The organism is Butyricicoccus sp. AM27-36 (assembly GCF_003480945.1).
Taxonomy (GTDB): domain Bacteria; phylum Bacillota; class Clostridia; order Oscillospirales; family Butyricicoccaceae; genus Agathobaculum; species Agathobaculum butyriciproducens.
In genome coordinates this window covers 71843-90747 of the sequence record NZ_QUJR01000012.1, presented here as the reverse complement: position 1 = coordinate 90747, position 18905 = coordinate 71843, and the positions used below count along the sequence as shown (strand labels likewise).

General features: G+C 48.7%; 20 protein-coding genes and 5 pseudogenes. 23 read left to right on the top strand and 2 right to left on the bottom strand.

What is annotated here, in order from left to right:
* The 17 genes and pseudogenes from DW724_RS14200 to DW724_RS14120 all read left to right on the top strand — a co-directional run.
* A pseudogene (locus DW724_RS14200) lies at positions 1-243 on the top strand (ParB/RepB/Spo0J family partition protein); the annotation flags it as partial.
* A gap of 12 nt (positions 244-255) precedes the next feature.
* A complete protein-coding gene (locus tag DW724_RS14195; RefSeq protein ID WP_005335947.1) occupies positions 256-531 on the top strand; it encodes a DUF5720 family protein in 276 nt (91 codons plus the stop codon).
* 29 nt (positions 532-560) lie between these two features.
* Entirely contained in the window at positions 561-746 is a 186-nt protein-coding gene (locus DW724_RS14190; protein WP_015527914.1) for a hypothetical protein, read from the top strand.
* Positions 747-813: 67 nt separating this feature from the next.
* The gene (locus DW724_RS14185) at positions 814-1674 is read left to right on the top strand and encodes a DUF6017 domain-containing protein (protein WP_007886611.1); all 861 of its coding nucleotides are present in this window, start codon (positions 814-816) and stop codon (positions 1672-1674) included.
* Between the two features lie 50 nt (positions 1675-1724).
* The gene (locus DW724_RS14180; RefSeq protein ID WP_118761904.1) at positions 1725-2036 is read left to right on the top strand and encodes a DUF5720 family protein; all 312 of its coding nucleotides are present in this window, start codon (positions 1725-1727) and stop codon (positions 2034-2036) included.
* 110 nt (positions 2037-2146) lie between these two features.
* A complete protein-coding gene (locus DW724_RS14175; RefSeq protein ID WP_243105774.1) occupies positions 2147-2635 on the top strand; it encodes a PcfB family protein in 489 nt (162 codons plus the stop codon).
* Positions 2632-3427 (top strand): annotated as a pseudogene (locus DW724_RS16480) (recombinase family protein); the annotation flags it as partial. The gene DW724_RS14175 and the pseudogene DW724_RS16480, both read left to right, overlap by 4 nt.
* Positions 3428-3451: 24 nt before the next feature.
* Complete coding sequence (locus DW724_RS14165) at positions 3452-4840, top strand: recombinase family protein (RefSeq protein ID WP_442861290.1); 1389 nt, start codon at positions 3452-3454, stop codon at positions 4838-4840.
* A 79-nt stretch (positions 4841-4919) separates the two neighbouring features.
* A complete protein-coding gene (locus tag DW724_RS14160; protein ID WP_015540943.1) occupies positions 4920-5111 on the top strand; it encodes a transposon-encoded TnpW family protein in 192 nt (63 codons plus the stop codon).
* 133 nt (positions 5112-5244) lie between these two features.
* Positions 5245-5559, top strand: coding sequence for a hypothetical protein (locus tag DW724_RS14155; protein WP_118360136.1), 315 nt, complete (start codon positions 5245-5247; stop codon positions 5557-5559).
* A gap of 84 nt (positions 5560-5643) precedes the next feature.
* Positions 5644-6204 carry an RNA polymerase sigma factor gene (locus DW724_RS14150; RefSeq protein ID WP_005922902.1) on the top strand — a complete coding sequence of 187 codons (561 nt, stop codon included), beginning with the start codon at positions 5644-5646 and terminating at the stop codon, positions 6202-6204.
* On the top strand, positions 6201-7118 hold the full coding sequence (locus DW724_RS14145; protein ID WP_118761902.1) for a hypothetical protein: 918 nt from the start codon (positions 6201-6203) through the stop codon (positions 7116-7118). The genes DW724_RS14150 and DW724_RS14145 overlap by 4 nt, the downstream gene beginning before the upstream one ends.
* Positions 7119-7201: 83 nt before the next feature.
* Positions 7202-7498, top strand: coding sequence for a DUF3847 domain-containing protein (locus tag DW724_RS14140; RefSeq protein ID WP_118761901.1), 297 nt, complete (start codon positions 7202-7204; stop codon positions 7496-7498).
* 299 nt (positions 7499-7797) lie between these two features.
* A complete protein-coding gene (mobQ, locus tag DW724_RS14135; RefSeq protein WP_118761910.1) occupies positions 7798-9306 on the top strand; it encodes a MobQ family relaxase in 1509 nt (502 codons plus the stop codon).
* 16 nt (positions 9307-9322) lie between these two features.
* A complete protein-coding gene (locus DW724_RS14130; RefSeq protein WP_118761900.1) occupies positions 9323-11221 on the top strand; it encodes an AAA family ATPase in 1899 nt (632 codons plus the stop codon).
* An 85-nt stretch (positions 11222-11306) separates the two neighbouring features.
* Positions 11307-12548, top strand: a pseudogene (locus DW724_RS14125) (VirD4-like conjugal transfer protein, CD1115 family); the annotation flags it as partial.
* 97 nt (positions 12549-12645) lie between these two features.
* Positions 12646-13023, top strand: a pseudogene (locus DW724_RS14120) (TnpV protein).
* 4 nt (positions 13024-13027) lie between these two features.
* On the opposite strand, the gene DW724_RS14115 reads toward DW724_RS14120, so the two are convergent.
* Positions 13028-14077 (bottom strand): hypothetical protein, encoded by a 1050-nt coding sequence (locus DW724_RS14115; protein ID WP_118761899.1) that lies wholly within the window; start codon positions 14075-14077, stop codon positions 13028-13030.
* 328 nt (positions 14078-14405) lie between these two features.
* On the opposite strand from DW724_RS14115, the gene DW724_RS14110 reads away from it, so the two are divergent.
* From DW724_RS14110 to DW724_RS14080, 6 genes and pseudogenes are all read left to right on the top strand, one after another.
* Positions 14406-14639 carry a helix-turn-helix domain-containing protein gene (locus DW724_RS14110; RefSeq protein ID WP_118761898.1) on the top strand — a complete coding sequence of 78 codons (234 nt, stop codon included), beginning with the start codon at positions 14406-14408 and terminating at the stop codon, positions 14637-14639.
* Between the two features lie 26 nt (positions 14640-14665).
* Positions 14666-14971 (top strand): molecular chaperone, encoded by a 306-nt coding sequence (locus tag DW724_RS14105; RefSeq protein WP_118761897.1) that lies wholly within the window; start codon positions 14666-14668, stop codon positions 14969-14971.
* Between the two features lie 151 nt (positions 14972-15122).
* Positions 15123-15731, top strand: coding sequence for a recombinase family protein (locus DW724_RS14100; RefSeq protein WP_118761896.1), 609 nt, complete (start codon positions 15123-15125; stop codon positions 15729-15731).
* Between the two features lie 123 nt (positions 15732-15854).
* Complete coding sequence (locus tag DW724_RS14090; RefSeq protein ID WP_202183539.1) at positions 15855-17222, top strand: hypothetical protein; 1368 nt, start codon at positions 15855-15857, stop codon at positions 17220-17222.
* A gap of 28 nt (positions 17223-17250) precedes the next feature.
* Positions 17251-17565: pseudogene (locus tag DW724_RS14085) on the top strand (macro domain-containing protein); the annotation flags it as partial.
* A 238-nt stretch (positions 17566-17803) separates the two neighbouring features.
* Positions 17804-18379, top strand: coding sequence for a transposase (locus DW724_RS14080; protein ID WP_158580374.1), 576 nt, complete (start codon positions 17804-17806; stop codon positions 18377-18379).
* On the opposite strand, the gene DW724_RS14075 is transcribed toward DW724_RS14080, so the two are convergent.
* The coding region (locus DW724_RS14075; RefSeq protein ID WP_147358676.1) for a CPBP family intramembrane glutamic endopeptidase at positions 18348-18905 on the bottom strand (558 nt) is incomplete at its 5' end. The genes DW724_RS14080 and DW724_RS14075 overlap by 32 nt on opposite strands.

The following is an 18905-nucleotide window of genomic DNA, read 5'->3' as shown; positions in this document are numbered from 1 at the left end:
ACCCCTTCTCTCTCCCAGGCTCAGCGGCTCAAGAAATTCAGTCAGGAGGGGCATTTATCCATTGATGTGATGCGGGCCATCATGGGCGAGGAAAAGAAAAGCGATCTGGACAAGGTGACATTCACCTCTGACACTTTGCGGAAGTATTTTCCCAAGAGCTACACACCCCAGCGGATGCAGGAAACCATCATCAAGCTGCTGGAGGCATGGCAGAAAAAGCGTCAGAGAGACCAGGAACGATGAAAGGAGCCGCCTATGATGGATATTTCAGCCCGTGAGCTGAAAGGACACAACATTCTCGCCGTGGAGAGGTTTTGGGATAACACACGCTGGATGATTGAGTTTTCCGTCCTGCGTCCCAGCACAGCTTACGGCAGCCCCGGAGAGGAAATGCGGCTGTTTTTGACCGAGGATGGGTATCAGGCTGCCCTGCAAAGCCAGCAGCGCCGGGAGATCAAGATCAAGCGTTATGCTCGTGTGATTGAGGGACATATCCTCGATTTCAAACCGGGAAAACGCCGCCGCTCATAAACCCATACAACGAAAGGAAAGGAATGACTATGTGTACGGTAAAGGAAATTCAAGAAGCAATCCGGGAAGATTGCAAATCTCAGCATGACATGGATTCAACGGATATTGACCGAGTGATGCAAACACTTCCTTTCGCCCAGGAGGAGCCATTTACAGAGGCGCGTCCTCGAAAGCCGCTGTTTTGGTTCTATGCAAGAAAATTTGAAAAGTGTTGAACACCGCAATTCTTTGGAATGAGGATTGCGGTGTTTTTGTACCAAAAAATCGGAAGGAGTGAGGTCGATGGCCGTTTTTCGCATTGAACGGACCCGTGATTATACCGTGATGAGCAATCATCATTTACGAAATGCAAACCTGTCGTTAAAAGCCAAGGGACTGCTTTCCATGATGTTATCTTTGCCAGAGGACTGGAATTACACCACCCGTGGTCTTGCAAAGATCTGTAAGGAGGGCGTGGATGCCATAGGCGCTGCGTTGCGGGAATTGGAGGCTGCCGGTTACATTGTGCGGCACAAGCTGCGTGACCGGCAGGGACGCATCAGCGATACAGAGTATGTCATATACGAGCAGCCACAGCTTAGAAAACCGGATACGGATTCACCAGATACGGAAAACCCGTATATGGATAAACCGGATACGGAAAAGCCCGCAGAATTAAATATAGAGAAATCAAATACTCAAAAACAAAATATTTATGGATCAAGTACCGATTCCATTCCCTTCCGGGATTGCGCGGCAGATTGTCTGCCGGAACGGAAAGGAAGGGATGCGATGTCACTCACAGAGATAGAGAGTTATCGGGAATTGATTCAGGAGAATATCGGGTATGAATACCTGTGTCAGCAGTATGAAACTTATCGGGAGGATTTGGATGAGATTGTGGAGCTAATCGTGGAAACGGTCTGTGCAAAGCGAAAGACCACCCGTATTGCAGGAAGCGATTTTCCGCATGAAATCGTTCGTTCCAGGTTCTTGAAGCTGGATAACTCGCACATTGAGTTTGTCATGGACTGTTTACAGAAGAACACCACGGAAATTCGTAACATGAAGCAGTATCTTCTGACCGTTCTGTTCAATGCACCGACCACGATAAGCAATCATTACACCTCACAAGTAAATCACGATCTGTATGGCGGCTGGTAAATGGTCGCTTTTTTATTGCCCGGAACTGCCGGGAGAAAGGAGCAAGCATGATGTCTGAGGGAAAGACCATAGGGCAGCTGATGGAAGAAATGCGGGCAAAGGCAGGAGCGCAGAATTATCACGGTCATGGATATATGGACCTCCAGCGTTTTGCGGAGGACACCCGGCACATGATTATTTTTGATGTGCTGACGAACGATTCCCCTGTTGGCTGGAAAGGCGAACGAACCCGCCTGTTCCTGTCGGATACCGGTTATGAAAAAGCACTGGATAGTCAGGAAAAGGGGCAGATTAAGATTTTGAGCCACGCAAAGGTACGCCAGGGCAATCTGCACGATGACCATTCTGACCAGTTACGCTAAGGAGGGCGGTATGAAGCGTTATCTTCTGCGGCGGCTGGTGGTTCCGCCTTAGCAAAAAAAGAGATTCCCTGCAAACTTCGTGGAAAGGAGGCGAGAAAATGTAGGAAGAAGTGGAAAACAGAACTTTGACGCTGGTTGTCAGTGGAACAAAGTTTACCGGCAGAATGTTTAAGGCTGCCATAAGCAAGTACATGGCACATCGAAAGGAAAAGAAGCTGGAAAAACAGAGAAGTCGTGATGCGCCGGTTGTTCCGCATGGAAAACAGACTGTGAAGCAGCTTGTCGGGCAGAATCAGGGAATATCCAACATTGAGATCACAGACCCCTCTATCAAGGAGTTTGAGAAGATCGCCCGGAAATACGGTGTGGATTATGCGGTGAAAAAGGATCGCAGCAGTTCTCCACCAAAGTACCTGATTTTTTTCAAAGGCCGTGATGCAGATGCTCTGACAGCAGCTTTTACAGAGTACACCAACAAAAAGGTCAAAAAGGCAACGAAAACAGAGCGCCCGTCCGTACTGGCAAAACTTAACCAGTTCAAAGAGATGGTTAAAAATGCTGTGGTGGATCGCACCAAGCGAAAGGAGCTGGAACGATGAAAAAGACATTGGACATCAAAAAGCTCATTTTGCTGAATATGCCGTATATCCTGCTGGGGCTGTTTGCTACCAATTTTGGAGAGGCATGGCGAATGGCACAAGGGGCGGATGCTTCAGAAAAGTTTCTTTCGCTGGTTGCGGTTCTGCCTGGGGCGTTGCAAAGTTTCTGGCCAAGCCTGCATCCGATGGATTTGCTGATTGGCGTATGCTGCGGAGCAGGTCTGCGACTTGCTGTGTATCTGAAAGGAAAAATGCCAAGAAATATCGCCATGGCATGGAGTACGGCTCTGCCTGCTGGAGTGCATAATTTTAAGTGTAAATGACACATACATGGACGCACAGGAGGTTATGCACATGACTGATTATAGCAAAATTACAGCCCTTTACTCCCGCCTTTCCGTAGGCGACGAGGACAGAGACGGCGGCGAGAGCAACAGCATACAGAACCAAAAAATATTTTTGGAGAACTATGCCAGAGGGCAGCACCTAACCAATATCCGGCACTACATTGACGATGACGAAAGCGGTAAGTTTTTTGACCGTTCCGCCTACTCCCGCATGATGGACGATGTGGAAAACGGGAAAATCGGTGTCTGCATTATGAAAGACCTTACCCGCTGGGGACGCGATTATCTCCAAGTCGGCAACGCGATGGAGATATTCAGACGGAACAATGTGCGCTTTATCGCAGTCAACAACGGCATAGACAGCGAGAAGCCCGACACGCTGGAGTTTGCGCCCTTTATCAATATCATGTCGGAGTGGTACGCAAAGGACATCAGCAAGAAAGTGAAAACAGGCATTAAGACCAAAGGCATGAGTGGAAAGCCGATTGTCACCGAAGCCCCTTACGGCTATGTCAAAGACCCGGACAACAAGGATTTTTGGATAATCGACGAGGAAGCCGCCGAGGTTGTCCGTTTGATTTTCCGTCTGTTTATCGGCGGGAAAAACCGCAACCAAATCGCCGTGCATCTGACACAGGAGCAAATCCCAACCCCCACTTTCTACATGAAAGACCGAGGGAGGGGAACTTGTAAAAATAAGACGCTCAATGAGGATAACCGCTACAAGTGGAACAAAGCCACCTTGACCCATATCCTCACACGGCAGGAGTATTGCGGCGATGTAGTCAACTTCAAGACTACAAAGCATTTCCGGGATAAACATAACCACTATGTAGACCGGAGCCAGTGGCACATCACAGAAAATGTGCATGAGCCGATTATCAGCCGCAGCGATTTTGAAACCGTACAGCGGATTTTGGAAAACGCACCCGTCAAACGCCCCAACGGGGACGGGGAAATCCACCCTCTGTCCGGCTTGCTTTTCTGTAAAGACTGCGGCGCAAAAATGCACATTCGCATAGATTACCGGAACGGCGGCAAGCGCCATGTTGCCTATTGCAGCGAGTACCACAAGGGAAAAGCCAGGAACCCCAAATGCCATTCCCCGCACATCATGGACGCGGACTTGCTCATGCAGACCATCGCGGAAGTGCTGAAGAAAATCGAGGACTATTCTATCAGCAACCGGGCGGAGTTTGAAGCCTTAGTGAAAAAGAACCTTGCCATGCAGCAGACCGACCAGACCAAGAAACAGCAGAAGCGTATTCCGCAAATCACGACACGCCTTGAACAGATTGACAAGGTGCTGAACAAGCTCTATGAGGACAACGCCCTCGGCACGATCCCGCAAGACCGCTATGAGCAGATGTCGCAGAAGTATTCAGAAGAATACTACGCGCTGAAAGCGGAACTTGCCACGCTCCAAGAGCAGCTATCCGCTTACGAGAACGCGGGAGGACGGGCGCAGAAGTTTTTGAAGCTGACGGAACGCCATGCTGCCTTTACCGACCTTACCCCCGCCATTCTCAACGAGTTTGTCAGCCGGATTGAAGTGCATGAGCGCGACCAGAAAAGGGCGAGATACGCAATCCAGCACATCAGCATATATTTCAATTATATCGGCAAGTTTGAGAACGAAGTGACACAGCTTGCAGAGCCGACCGAGCAGGAAATCCGGCAAATGCGGGAGGAAATCGAAGAAGCCAAAAAGGAAAAGAGCCGCGCCTACCACCGGCAGTATTCAAGGGAATACCGGGCGAAAAATCTTGAAAAGCAACGGGAGTATGACCGCATGAAAGCGCGGGAATACCGGGCAAGGCGAAAGGCACAGGCAGCCGCCGCACAGCCCACACAGTAAAGCAGAATAACCGTCAACCAAGAGGGATTTTCCGAACTACGGGAAATCCCTCTTTTACGCCCAAAGAAAGGAGCCGCCTATGGCAGAACAGACCCCCGACAGCATCATCACGACCCAGAGGAACGGGCAGACCATTGTTGCGGAGTTATTTTTCAATCAAAGCAGCACAGAAACATTCCGCGACAAGCTGCTCAAACTGGTGCTTGCCGACAGCTCGCGTTTATCCGCGTCTGACGGTCAAGAGCCGGAAAAAACAGAAATCTTGCGATAACAGCCGCCCTGACGACACACTCCCCGTCCGGGCGGTTTCTATTTGAAAACCCTCATTTTCCCCAAGTCAAGAGCCGGGAAAAACACCCCAAAAATGCCCCTATTGCGTAACAGGGGCGCAGAAAGGAGAGTTTATGAGAACAGGGCTGACAAAGCAGGAAAAGACCACCGATATATGGTTTGACGAGAAAGACCCGCTGATCTATATCCGCACCCACAACACCGACTTAAAGAAGCGGCTTGCCGCCTACGCCGGACAGCACCCCGACCAGTGCCGCCAGACTGACGCAGACCCGGACACGGGCTGCATGGAGTTTGAAATCCGCAAGGGGCGGTTCTCTTTCCGTCTGACCGCCCCATACAGTGAGGAACGGAGGAACGCCGCCAGCAAAGCGGCAAAGAAACATTCCGGCAACTTGACACACCCTATTCAAAAAGATGTGCTATAATTTTTTTGAAAAAGTTTCGGATTAGATGTAGTATTTGCCGCTGAAACCGTAGTACATAGGTGAAGCCCGAAAGGAGGCGGTGAGATGATAGACGACGAAAAAATCATAGAAATGTTTTTTGGACGTTCAGAACAAGGCATACGAGAGCTGGATATAAAATACGGAAAGGTCTGCCACAATCTTTCCTACCATATCGTAGGCAGCAGACAAGACGCGGAGGAATGTGTAAACGACGCTTATTTAGGCGCATGGAACGCCATTCCCCCGGCACGACCTAACCCGCTGCTATCTTATCTTGTTAAAATCGTTCGGAACATTTCACTCAAAATCTATTGGAGAAAGGAAGCAGCCAAACGGAGCAGCCATTACACGATTGCTTTGGAAGAAATTGAAGCCTGTATAGCAGCCCCGAATACAGTAGAAGCAGAAATCGAAGCCAAAGAGTTAGCCCGTATCATTGAAGCATTTTTAGACACGCTGACTACCGAAAACCGCGTTATTTTCATGCGCCGCTATTGGTTTTCCGACAGCTATAAGGACATAGCCGAGTTTATGGGGCTTTCAGAAAAAAACATTTCTGTCCGGCTGACCCGTATCCGCGAGAAGATGAAGCAATATTTGATTGAAAGAGAGGTATTCGTATGAATGCAAAGAAGTTTTCCGACGCTATGAGCGAGCTTGACACAAAATATGTCGATGAAGCTCTCAACTACAAGAAGAAAGCCAAAAAGCCCATTTGGGTAAAGTGGGGGGCTATTGCAGCTTGCTTGTGCTTGATGATACCATTGACCGCATTTGCCGTTGATATAATTCAATATAATGCAGCGGTTGATTATCTCAATTCTCTCGGCATTGCTGTTGAAGACTTGAGCGACTATTCTCATAAAGAAATAAAAGAAGCTGCAAAAACGATTGACGCAGGAGAAAGTAACCCGTTGACTGAAGAAATCCTTAGTCTAATACCAGAAAACAAGGAACCGCTCGATACACCGACGCAGGTAACATCTGAGCAAATAAAAGAACTAACACCGACCATGACAAGAGAAGATGTTCTTTCTCTTTTAGGTGACACACAAGATGTTGGCTCAGGCATTTATATATATCTTTACGAAGTAGACCAACAATACCTGCTGCGTATTCCTTTTGCAAGCGATGAAGCACAATTAGGTGTAACAGGAGAAGATTTGCTAAAAGCATTGGTTCCCATTTCTGGAGATATTGCTCCTATGGTCTATGTAAATGATACGCTTTATCAAATCGTTGACTCTCAACCCAACTTCGCAGATGAAAAAAGTTCTTTCAATTTGTTAGGAAAAATCGAAAACACAGTTAGTTCTTCGGAAGAACCAAAAGAAAATTTCCAAGCAAATGATGATATTGTAGGGGCTGCGGTTTATCAGTACGGCGATAACATTGTCGTTGAGTTTGAGGGAAAATACTGGTTATATGAACACTATCATAACACAGACTTTGACGGAAACTCAGACGGGTATGACCCACTCCCCAATAACCAAACTTCTGGTGAAGAAGTATCAGAACAAGACCCCGCAGCAAACTGAATAATCTTATCCTCATATTGCAAGGGCAGCCGAGAAAATCGACTGCCCTTTTCCATGCCTACGGGCAGAAAGGAGCGACACCCATGACGAAACCGAGAGAGAAAACCCGCGAGGAATTGCAAGCCGAGATTGAGGACGGAAAGAAGAAAATCCAGCAGTTTGAGAACCGGGAAAAAATGTTGCGTCAGAAGCTATTCAAAGAGGAACGCAGAACGCGCAGCCACCGCCTTATTGTCCGGGGCGCGGTCTTTGAAAGCATTGTGCCGGAAGCAAAGAACATGACCGACGAGGAAGCCGCAGCACTTCTTAGGCTTGCCTTGACGAGTGAACCAGCGCGGGAATATCTGAAAAAACGAGCCGAAAGCAGGAACGCCGAATAAATCCCTTAGGAACTAAGGGCGCACTTATACACCCTTGCGGGCGTGTGCGCTCTGCCGAGGGCTTATCTCCGCACAGGAAGCTTTCCCCGCGCTCCGATATGGCGGCTTTGCCGCAACAAGGGGCTGGTCTCGCCTGCCGGCTCGGTCGGTGCTTCAAAGCGTGAAACGCTTTGAGGTCTCCACCGGAGACCCGCGCCCCCTTGCGCCGCTTTGAGGCTATCCTTGCACACCCACAAAAACAGTACACCCGCCGTTGGCGTCTGTACCATTTTTGCGCGTTTTATTATCCTATCCGGGAGGTGATACCCATAGCCATTTACCATTGGAACGTCGGCATTGTGAGCCGAGGAAAAGGCAAATCAGCCGTTGCCGCAGCCGCCTACCGAAGCGGCGAAAAGCTGACAAACGAGTGGGACGGAATGACCCACGACTACACCCGCAAAGGCGGCGTTGTCCATACCGAAATCATGCTGCCGCCCCATGCCCCGCCCTCTTTCTCTGACCGTTCTACCCTATGGAACAGCGTGGAGCTTTATGAGAAAGCCGGGAACGCCCAGCTTGCGCGTGAGATTGACGCAGCACTCCCCATAGAATTATCACGAGAGGAACAGATCCGGCTTGTCCGGGAATACTGTTCCTCTCAATTTGTTTCCAGAGGAATGTGCGTTGATTATGCCATTCACGACACTGACAGCGGCAATCCCCATTGTCATATCATGCTGACTATGCGACCCCTTGACGAGCGCGGCACATGGGCAGCGAAATCCAAAAAGGAATATGATCTTGACGAAAACGGCGAGCGTATCCGCTTGCCAAGCGGCAGATACAAAACCCACAAGGTTGACCTTACAGGCTGGAACGACAAGGACAACACCCTCTTGTGGCGCAAGGCATGGGCTGACTTTACCAACGACTTTTTGGAGAGGAACGGAAGCCCGGAGCGCATCGACCACCGCAGCAACGCCGAGCGTGGCATAGACGAGATACCCACCGTCCACATGGGCGTGGCTGCTTGCCAAATGGAGAAGAAAGGTATTGCCACCGAGAAAGGCGAACTGAACCGAAATATCCAAAAGGCAAACCGCCTTATCCGGGAAATCCGGGCGCAGATTGGGAAGCTCAAAGAGTGGATTGCCGACCTGTTCAAAGCGCGGGAAACCGCCCCGGAACAGCCGCCGCAATCTCCCAACCTTGCAAATCTGTTGATGAAGTATTTGAGCGTTCAGAGAGAAAAAAGCCGGAAGTATTCGCAGAGTTGGCAGCGGCAGCACGCAGCCGACGAACTGAAAACCGTAGCGGCAGCGGTCAACTATCTTTCCGAGCATGGTATCTCTAATCTTGACGAGCTGGACGCTTCTCTTTCCTCTGTCAGCGATAAAGCCCATTCAATCCGGGAGGGAATGAAAACCGCCGAGCAGCGCATGAAAGAACTGCAAAAACTCATGGAGTACGGCAGAAATTATCAAACCTACAAGCCCATACAGGACGAGTATCGGCAAATCCGCTGGAAAGGAAAACAGGAGAAGTTTGCGGAAGCCCGCCGCGCCGAGCTTACCCTATGGGACGCGGCAAACCGCTATCTCCATGCAAATCTGCCGAAAGGGACAAAGACCTTGCCTATTGCGGAATGGGAACAGGAATATGCTGACCTCAAAACACAGAGGGACAGCAATTATGCCAAATTGAAAGATACCCGCGCCGATGTTTCTGAACTTCAAAAAATCCGCAAATGCGTGGATATTGCACTCCGCGCCGAGCAGCCGGAGCTGACACAGAACCGCACCAAGCGGCATGATATAGACCGCTGAAAGGAGTTGAAGTTTTATGTATTACACCCAAGAACAGATAGACCGCGCCAACCAAGCCGACATTGTTTCTTTCCTGCAATCACAGGGCGAGCAGCTTACCCGCGCCGGAAATGAATACCGCTGGAAACGGCACGACAGCCTGACCGTCCGGGGAAACAAATGGTATCGCCACAGCCAGAGTAAGGGCGGCGCACCCATTGATTTTGTCATGGAGTTTTTCGGCAAGAGCTTCACCGAAGCCGTTGAACTTCTCACAGGGGAACAGGGAGTAGCCGCGCCGGACAGACCAAGCCCCGCGACTTTCTCCGACTTCCGACTGCTGCCCCGCAGCCCCGACAACCGCATAGCGAGGAACTACCTCACAGCAGCCCGCCGCATTGATGAAGATGTGACGGGCTTTTTCTTTTCCACCGGCGATATTTACGAGGAAGCCGCCCACCACAACGCCGTATTCGTGGGGCGGGACGAGGACGGAATACCGCGCTACGCCCACAGCAAGGGAACAGCGGGAAACTTCCAGCTTGATGTGAAAGGCAGCGACAAAGCCTTTAACTTCTGCTACCGGGGCGAGGGCGAAAGGCTTTTTGTTTTTGAAGCCCCCGTTGACCTGCTCTCTTTCCTCTGCCTATTCAAAAAGGAATGGCAGAAGCAAAGCTACCTGTCATTGGGCGGCGTGGGAGAAAAAGCCCTGCTGCGTTTCCTCTCTGACCGCCCGAACATCAAGACCGTTTACCTCTGCCTTGACAGCGACCAAGCCGGAAACGACGCTTGCAGCCGCCTTGCAGAGCTTGTGCCGGAGGGGTTGACCGTCCACCGCCTTGTGCCGCTTTACAAGGACTGGAATGAGGTATTGCAGCACCGGGCAGAAATCGCAGACGGGAAGTATTTGCATGAAGCGGTCTACGGCTTGAAAGAGCCGTCGCAGGAAGAAACCGTTGAGATTATCCGCATGAGCGAGGTTGACACACAGACCGTTGAATGGCTATGGGAGCCGTATATTCCCTTTGGGAAAGTAACCATTGTGCAGGGCAATCCCGGCGAGGGCAAGACCACTTTTGCCCTACGCCTTGCCGCCGCCTGCACCACTGGGGGAACGCTGCCGGGAATGAAGCCCTTGCCGCCATTCCAAGTAATTTACCAGACTGCCGAGGACGGGCTGGGCGATACCGTCAAGCCCCGCTTGATGGAAGCAGAAGCCGACCTTGACCGCGTACTTGTGATTGATGAAGCCAAGCGGGAGCTTACCCTGTCCGATGAGCGCATAGAGAAAGCAATCACGCAGAACGGGGCGCGGCTGATTATCCTTGACCCCATACAGGCGTACATGGGCGAAAAGACCGACATGAACCGGGCAAACGAAGTGCGCCCCATGTTCCGCCGCCTTGCCGATGTTGCCGAGCATACCGGGTGCGCCGTTATCCTTATCGGACATCTCAACAAAGCTGCCGGAGGGCAGAGCGCATACCGGGGATTAGGTTCTATCGACTTCCGCGCCGCAGCAAGGAGCGTCCTGCTGATCGGGCGCGTGAAGCGAGAGCCGAATGTGCGCGTTATCGTCCATGACAAATCTTCCCTTGCGCCGGAGGGCAAGCCCGTTGCCTTTTGCCTTGACCCGGAAACAGGCTTTTCGTGGATAGGCGAATACGACATCACCGCTGACGAGCTGCTGTCCGGCGCGGGCGGCAACACCGCCACCAAGACCGAACAGGCGGAACGGCTGATACTTGACCTGTTGGCAGACGGGAAAGAGCTTGCCAGTGAGGACATTGTAAAAGCCGCAGCCGAAGCCGGAATATCCGAAAGGACGGTACAGAACGCCAAGCGCAACATGGGCGGCATTTTAGGCGCAAGGCGTGTCGGCGGTCAATGGTACAACTTCATCAAGAAGAAGCAGCCACCCGAACCCGCAAGCTGAAAGTGCAAAACGCAGACCCTTTGCGCTTTGCACTTTCGCACTTTCACGATAATTTGCGTCAATAACTCAAAAAAGCACTTGACAAAACGCTTCATGGGGCGGTCCGAAGGATATCGAACCCTTCATCGACCCTGTTTTTGCGAACAATGTGATCCTCACAAAGACAGAGCGGCTGATGATGAGCAACCGTCCGAAGAATCCGGCCAACGCAAGGAACAAGAATGTTCTGATCGTCGGCGGCTCCGGTTCTGGTAAAACACGGTTCTGGATTAAGCCTAATCTTTTACAGCTTCACAGTTCCTATGTGCTCACTGACCCGAAAGGTACGACCCTGCTCGAGGTCGGAAATGCTTTTGTGCATGCAAACTATCGGATCAAGATATTCAATACCATCAACTTCCGCAAGTCGATGCACTATAACCCGTTTGCCTATCTGCACAGCGAAAAGGACATTCTGAAGCTGACAACGACGTTCATGGCAAACACAAAGGGTGAAGGCAAAGGCGGAGATCCGTTCTGGGAGAAGGCAGAAATCCTGCTTTACTGTGCTCTCATCGGGTACATCCACTATGAGGCACCTAAGGAGGAACAGAACTTTGCCACGCTCATCGAATTCATCAATGCAATGGAAGTCCGTGAGGACGATGAAGATTTTCAGAACGCGGTGGATCTGATGTTTGAAGATCTGAAGAAGAAAAAGCCGAACCACTTTGCTGTCCGGCAATATGCCAAGCTCAAGCTGGCTGCCGGAAAAACAGCCAAGTCGATTCTTATTTCTTGCGGTGCGCGTCTTGCCGTATTTGATATTGTGGAGCTGCGCGAGGTTACATCCTACGATGAGTTGGAACTGGATACGCTGGGAGACAGAAAAACGGCTCTGTTTCTGATCATGAGCGATACGGATGACAGTTTTAACTTTCTCATTTCCATGTGCTACACCCAGTTGTTCAACCTGCTTTGTGAAAAGGCAGATGATGTGTACGGCGGCAGACTGCCGGTGCATGTGCGCTGCCTGATTGATGAGTGTGCGAACATTGGTCAGATTCCGAATCTGGAAAAGCTGGTAGCCACCATCCGATCAAGAGAAATCTCGGCATGTCTGGTGTTGCAGGCACAGAGTCAGTTGAAGGCAATCTACAAGGACAATGCCGATACCATCATTGGCAATATGGATTCCCGTATTTTCCTTGGTGGTTCGGAGCCGACTACGCTAAAAGAGCTGAATCAGGCACTGGGAAAAGAAACGATTGATCTGTACAACACTTCCGATACCAGAGGCAACAGCCCTTCCTACGGCACCAATTATCAGAAAGTTGGGCATGATGTGCCATACTTGTTGGTGAAGAGTTCAGCTGCCTTGAATTTGACATGAACAGGGACACGATCAGCTGGATTCGGAGGAAATCGAATACAGGAGGTCGCTTATGGAACACTTACCGAAGAAAACTTGTCAAAACGGCATCAGCTATACGCTGGTCGGTGACTATTATATTCCGGACTTACAGTTACCGGAAGAAAACCGCCCCATTGGAATCTGGGGGCGGATGCACAAAGCCTATCTGGAGTTGTACCACCCAGCCCGGTATAATGACCTGATTTTGTCCGGCAAACTATAGATATATCTGGCAGATCTGAATGAGCAGGCACAGAACCGGCTGGATTGTATTATTGCCCAGATGAAAGAAGCTGAAGGAATTACGGAGGAATTGAAAACTCGTGATCAGATGGCGTGGGTCAGGGCAATGAACAGCTTACGCAACCGGGCAGAAGAAATTATTCGTTCTGAAATGATTTACTGCTGAAGTGTCAGTCTTCCGGTTCAGCCAGTTTTACGATAACATTGCTCTGCAGGAGCAGCCAGTCCGAAAATTCCTTTGGGCTGGCTTCTTTCTTTTTCACAGCCTGTTTGCGCTGCAAGGCTTCTTTTTTGAAGGATTCAAAAGCAGCCAGCATTTCTTCCAGACGCTCAGAAGGAAAACCAGAAGTTTTCTTTGCCTTATTGATTTTGTTTCGCCAGTTCTGGCACTCATTTTTGTAAAGCAGATCATAATTGTTTTCTCTGGCTCGTTCATCAAACTCACGTTTGTTCTGAAGAGATTGCTTTTTACGGCACTTATCACTGCACAACTCATATCGTTGGCTTTTAGCAAGAAATACTTTTCCGCAGATTTTGCATTTTCGGAAATAAAGCCCCCAATCATTCAGGCGATTCAGATAATAGATCATCAGTGGATACAGGGATGAATAGGCGGCAACACACTCCATTTTTCGTTTGCTGTCCGGATACCAGAGGTCAAGCCGGGTATCTTCCTGCGGTACAGAACCATAAATATGCGTAGCAATATTCAGATGCTTGGGCTTTCCTGTATCCTCATCAAAGTCAAGGGGTGGATTCCCCATAAATAGAGCAGTGAAGCTATTCATTTTCTCAATAAAACGCTCACAGGCAGACTCTCGATCTCGTGGTTCTTTTGCCTTTAAATATTCATTCCAGATACGAAGTGCCACATACATTCTCACCGGATCACCGGTGAGATATTTTTTTGCCAGAAAATCACCGGACACCTGTTCCAGTTCTGGCTGCTTCCACCGGTTAGAGTGAAGCGATTCTCTCAGCGGTATTAAACCGAGGCGATTCCATTCACCGTCTGGATCATGTTCAAAGGCTGAAAGCATAGTTCCCAAAGGGCGTGTAACATCACACAGCACCTCGGCATCAGCATATCCCTGTAAACGAAACCGGATTTGCAGTTCTTCTCCAATCAAAATACGCTCTTTCATTTTCTGTCTGTCCAGCGTCAGCACCAGCAGAATACGGTCATAAAGCGGTTCGTGCCGTACAAATTCAAAGTCCATACAATTCCCTCATCTTGCTTTATGGTAATTTTATAATTCGGTTATATCCGTTACGCTCGTGATACTGCAAAGCTATTGTTTTGTCAAGTTTATGGAGATATGATGGCATCGGATGGTAATTTTGTTCTATCGTGTACCTTGACAACTGAATGACCGTCTGAACCGAGATAAACCGCCATGACCTCTCTTGAAACGGAGGGCGAGCGCATCGAGAAATTGGTGACTCATGTATGTCGAGCAGGGCAGCATGAAGGAAACGGGACAGGTAGAACGGCAAATATGCGGAAAATGAAATATCAAAAAATTTAAATAAAGGAGGAACACCGATATGAAAGAAAAAATGAAGTGGAATGATTATGATTCGCTACCTCTGATTTTGGATGTTACAGATATTCAGCATATCATGGGGATTTCCAGAGCCAGTGCTTATGAGCTGGTACACACACCGGGATTTCCGGTGGTGCGAAGCGGCCGGTTGATTAAAATCAGCAAGAAAGCCTTTTTTAATGGGCTGGACAGCGGTGGCAATTTCCATGAGAACGAAAAAGAGAAAACAGCATAACTGTGAAATGGAAGAGGAGGTTTTTAATGATGAAGCTGCCTAAGTATGAGAAAGAGACCATCATTAACTGGAACGAAGCGGAAAACACCGCCAGCATCTACACCTTTAACGCCGATCTGAAACGCAGACTGGCAGAGTTCAGCCGCAAGTATCCGCTACTGTGCCGGTTGGAGCGCAGCATCCCGGAGGGCAGTGTGACCTATGTGATAGACAAGTCTCGGCTGTCTGTCCGTTTGATTCCGCCGTATAGTGAAGAACGACTGGCAGCTGCCAGAGAGTACGCCAAACAACATGGATTTCAGGTTTTGCGTGCAGAAAAGGAAAGTGTCTGATTACAGGGCAAGTGACTGCAAAATGCCGGGTCTGCACCCGGCATTTTCACAGTCTGTTTATTCGGGAGTATCAAGTATCCAGTACCATAGAAAATGAAAAATATCCGGTGCGGGAGCTGTTTTCCCGATCGAGAGAAAGGAGGGAAAAGCAATGGGAATTTTGTATGGATATATCCGTGTCAGCACCAGAGAACAGAATGAAGACAGGCAGATTCTTGCCCTGAAAGAGCTATCTATCCCGGCTAAAAATCTGTTTATCGATAAGCAGTCCGGCAAGGATTTTGAACGCCCGCAGTACCGAAAAATGGTACGGAAACTGAAAAAAGACGATCTGCTCTATATCAAGAGCATCGACCGTCTGGGGTGCAACTATTCTGAAATTCTGGAGCAATGGCGGATTTTGACTAAGGAAAAAGGGATTGACATTGTGGTGCTGGATATGCCTTTGCTGGATACACGCCGGGGCAAAGACCTGATGGGGACATTCCTCAGCAATATTGTGCTGCAAGTATTGCCATTTGTGGCAGAAAACGAGCGAAGCAATATCCGACAGCGTCAGGCAGAAGGAATTGCCGCCGCCAAAGCAAGAGGAGTCCGTTTGGGACGCCCACCAAAGCCTTTACCGGAAAATTTCCACCACTTATACCAACAATGGAAAAACGGCAAAATCACCGGGACAGCTGCTGCAAAGCTGTGCGGGATGCTGCTTTCCACCTTCCGCTATCGTGCGGAGATTTACGAAAAAGCCAAGTTGTTGTAAGCGGGTGTTTTTACAGAATTGTGTAGACGAGCTTTCTTTGACTTTGGCATTGAGAGAAGATGCAGATGAACGAGTTGAAGAAGCAGTGGAAGAAATGTTAAATGAACTGTGGAGGAAGATATAATGGCAGTATGGAGATTACAGGTGAATACAGGAGGCACAAATGTTGCCGACTATTGCTTGAGAAATCATGTCGCAGCAATGGGATGGAGTCTGCGTGAATTAACCCAGGCAGAACGTTCTGGGACACATACATTTTTGGATTACTGTAATCTGGCAAGGACTCAGTACAAATCATTCGACAGTGTGTGCCGTATGGTAGAGGATGTAAAAGAAGGAGACTTGCTATGGATGCGCTCAAAAAATGAAGGGAAATACTATATTGCAAGGGTTAAGGCAAATAGCACCTGGGTGTTTCGTGAAGATGCGGTACAGATTGATGCTGCGAATCAGTTGACAAACATTGACTGGTATCCGGCTACAGATAAGGCAGATGAAGAATCCGTTCCTGGTGCTGGGGCAACATCATTTATTATGGGATCAACTATCCAGAGAATTAAGAAAAATGGAGTGGAAGCATACAGTCAGATGCTGTATAACCGTGTCCACGATTCAGCACTGGATTTATTCAATTATCCCGATCCGGCTCTCTCATTATGTGCGAAGCATTTTTACAGCTTGCTCCAGCCGGAAGATGTTGAAGATTTACTGGCGCTGTGGCTGTATGATACCAAAGGCTACGTTTGCATTCCATCGACAAATAAAATTGCCACACCAAAGTATGAGTGCGTTTTGGTTGATCCAAATGACCTGAACCGAAAGCATATTTACATTCAGGTAAAGAAGGGTGATGTTAATCTCAATACAGATGACTATTCCAGCCTGAATGGTGAAGTGTATTTGCTTACAACGGAAGGAAACGTTCAAAATGCACAGAAATATTCAAATGTGAAAGTAGCAGATCCAACGGTTATTTATGAATTTGCGATCAATCCGGATAAGTCCCATATCATTCCGGAAAATGTTTTATACTGGGTGAAGTTTCTGACGGAAATAGAAAATAATCGATTGAAGTTCTCTGCGTGTAAGGGAATCATGTTTGATACGAATATCTCGTATTCAGACACAAATGAATCCGAGATGATTCTTGGAAACAAAATAGCGGCATATGGAGATGCAAAACGGTATATCGACAGCTTCCGCCAAGGGCATTATGCTCTTTTTTATTCCAAAGGAAGAGGAATTATTGCGGTTGGACAGATTGTCATAGACACGCCGACAGAAGTGGCAGATGAAAAATATCATAGTGTCAGAATGATTGTGCCGGAAAAATTTAATGGGGATGTCAAGGCGTTGCCTGCGCTTTCTCCGAATGAAATAAAAACAATTTTGAAGCGGAATTTTTATTGGGCATCGACAATAAAAATTCCGTTTCTTACAGGGGCACAGGTTGAAATGTTGATTCGAGAATTGCAAAAAAAGCATGTTTAACGATGTGCAGAAGGGAGAGGAATAAGCAATGCCCTTACAGATTATCAGAAACGACATTACAAAGATGAGTGTTGATGCAATCGTCAATGCTGCCAACACGTCTCCGTTGGGCGGTGGTGGTGTGGACGGCTGCATTCATCGTGCCGCCGGACCGGAGCTGCTTGCAGAGTGCAGTACGCTGCATGGCTGCGAGACAGGCAGCGCAAAAATCACAAAGGGATACCACTTGCCCTGCAAATATGTGATCCATGCAGTTGGACCGCGTTGGAGGGATGGCAAACATCGGGAACAGGAGCTTCTGGAATCTTGTTATCGGACATCTTTGAACCTAGCAAAAAAATGGCTGTCAGTCGTGTGCCGATAAGACAGTAATTTGAGAGAACCACAAAATCGGCATCTGCCAGGCAGGATTGGACAACAAAAAACAGGTGGCACTCAACTGGGTGCCGCCTCAGCCTGTCGAAAAAGGTCACCTACGGGTGGCCTTTTTCTGGTAAAATGGTTCGAAAAATGGAATAATAAGTACGAGTGATAAACGTGCTAACGAATGGGTATTAAAGGCAGCTGCGGACGAGGGATATTTGGACACAGAAGCCATATTTGTAGACAGTACGCACATAAAGGCAAGTGCGAATCTGAAAAAGCAGGCCCGCAAAGCTGTACCCAAAGAAGCAAAGCGCTATGCACACGAATTGTTTGATGAGATAGACAAGGACAGAGAAACGCACGGAAAGAAGTCCTTCGACGAAAACAACAACGGGAATGATTCTGGCAGTGGAGATAACTCCGGTGAATCGGAAATGGTAGAAAAGACTGTTTCTACTGCAGACCCGGAATGCGGCGTATTCCACAAGGGCGAACACAAGAAAGTCTTTGCCTATGAAGCGCACACCGCTTGTGACAAGCACAACTTTATTTTAGGTGTACATGTTACGCCAGGAAATATTCACGACAGCGTAGCATTTGATTCTCTGTATGATGATATTTGCCAGCACTACCCCGAACACAAAATCGTTGCAGCCGACAGCGGCTACAAAACCCCTTGGATCTGCAAAAGAATCTTTGAAAGTGGCAGAGTTCTGACTTCTGCCTATACACGCCCCAAAACCAAAGATGGCAAACCCCTTACATGCTATCTGCTCTTTTGCCCTGTCTGAGTGAACGGCAGATGACATACCCTGCCGGAGCAATCATAATCAGAATAAAAATGCTGATCAGTTCATTCACTTCGGATGGCGCAAAGCCCTGCAGCATAGTAATGAGGTTGTTTGCGAAATGCACGAGAATGGGCAACAGCAGGTTCTTTTTCTTCTCGTAAAGGATTCCTGCGGCAATACCCATGAAGGTGGCATAGGCAGCCTGCACGATATTCAGGTGATAAACGCCGAAGAGTACAGATGATATTAGAATCGCGGCCCAAACGGGGATGAATTTCCGCATGGAGCGAAGCACAATGCCGCGGAATAGAATTTCTTCTACAACAGGTGCAGCAATCACCGCAATCATAAATGTTCCAAATGCATTTCCGCCGGCAATATTTTCAGCACCGGCGTTTATTGCCTCAACGCTTTTCTGCAGTGAGGGAAGCTGTTCTGCCAGCATGATCCAAAGACCGGAGATCCCGCAAATGCCAAATCCCACGACCAGACTGCCGAGCACATCTTTAAAATTTGTCGCTGTGCG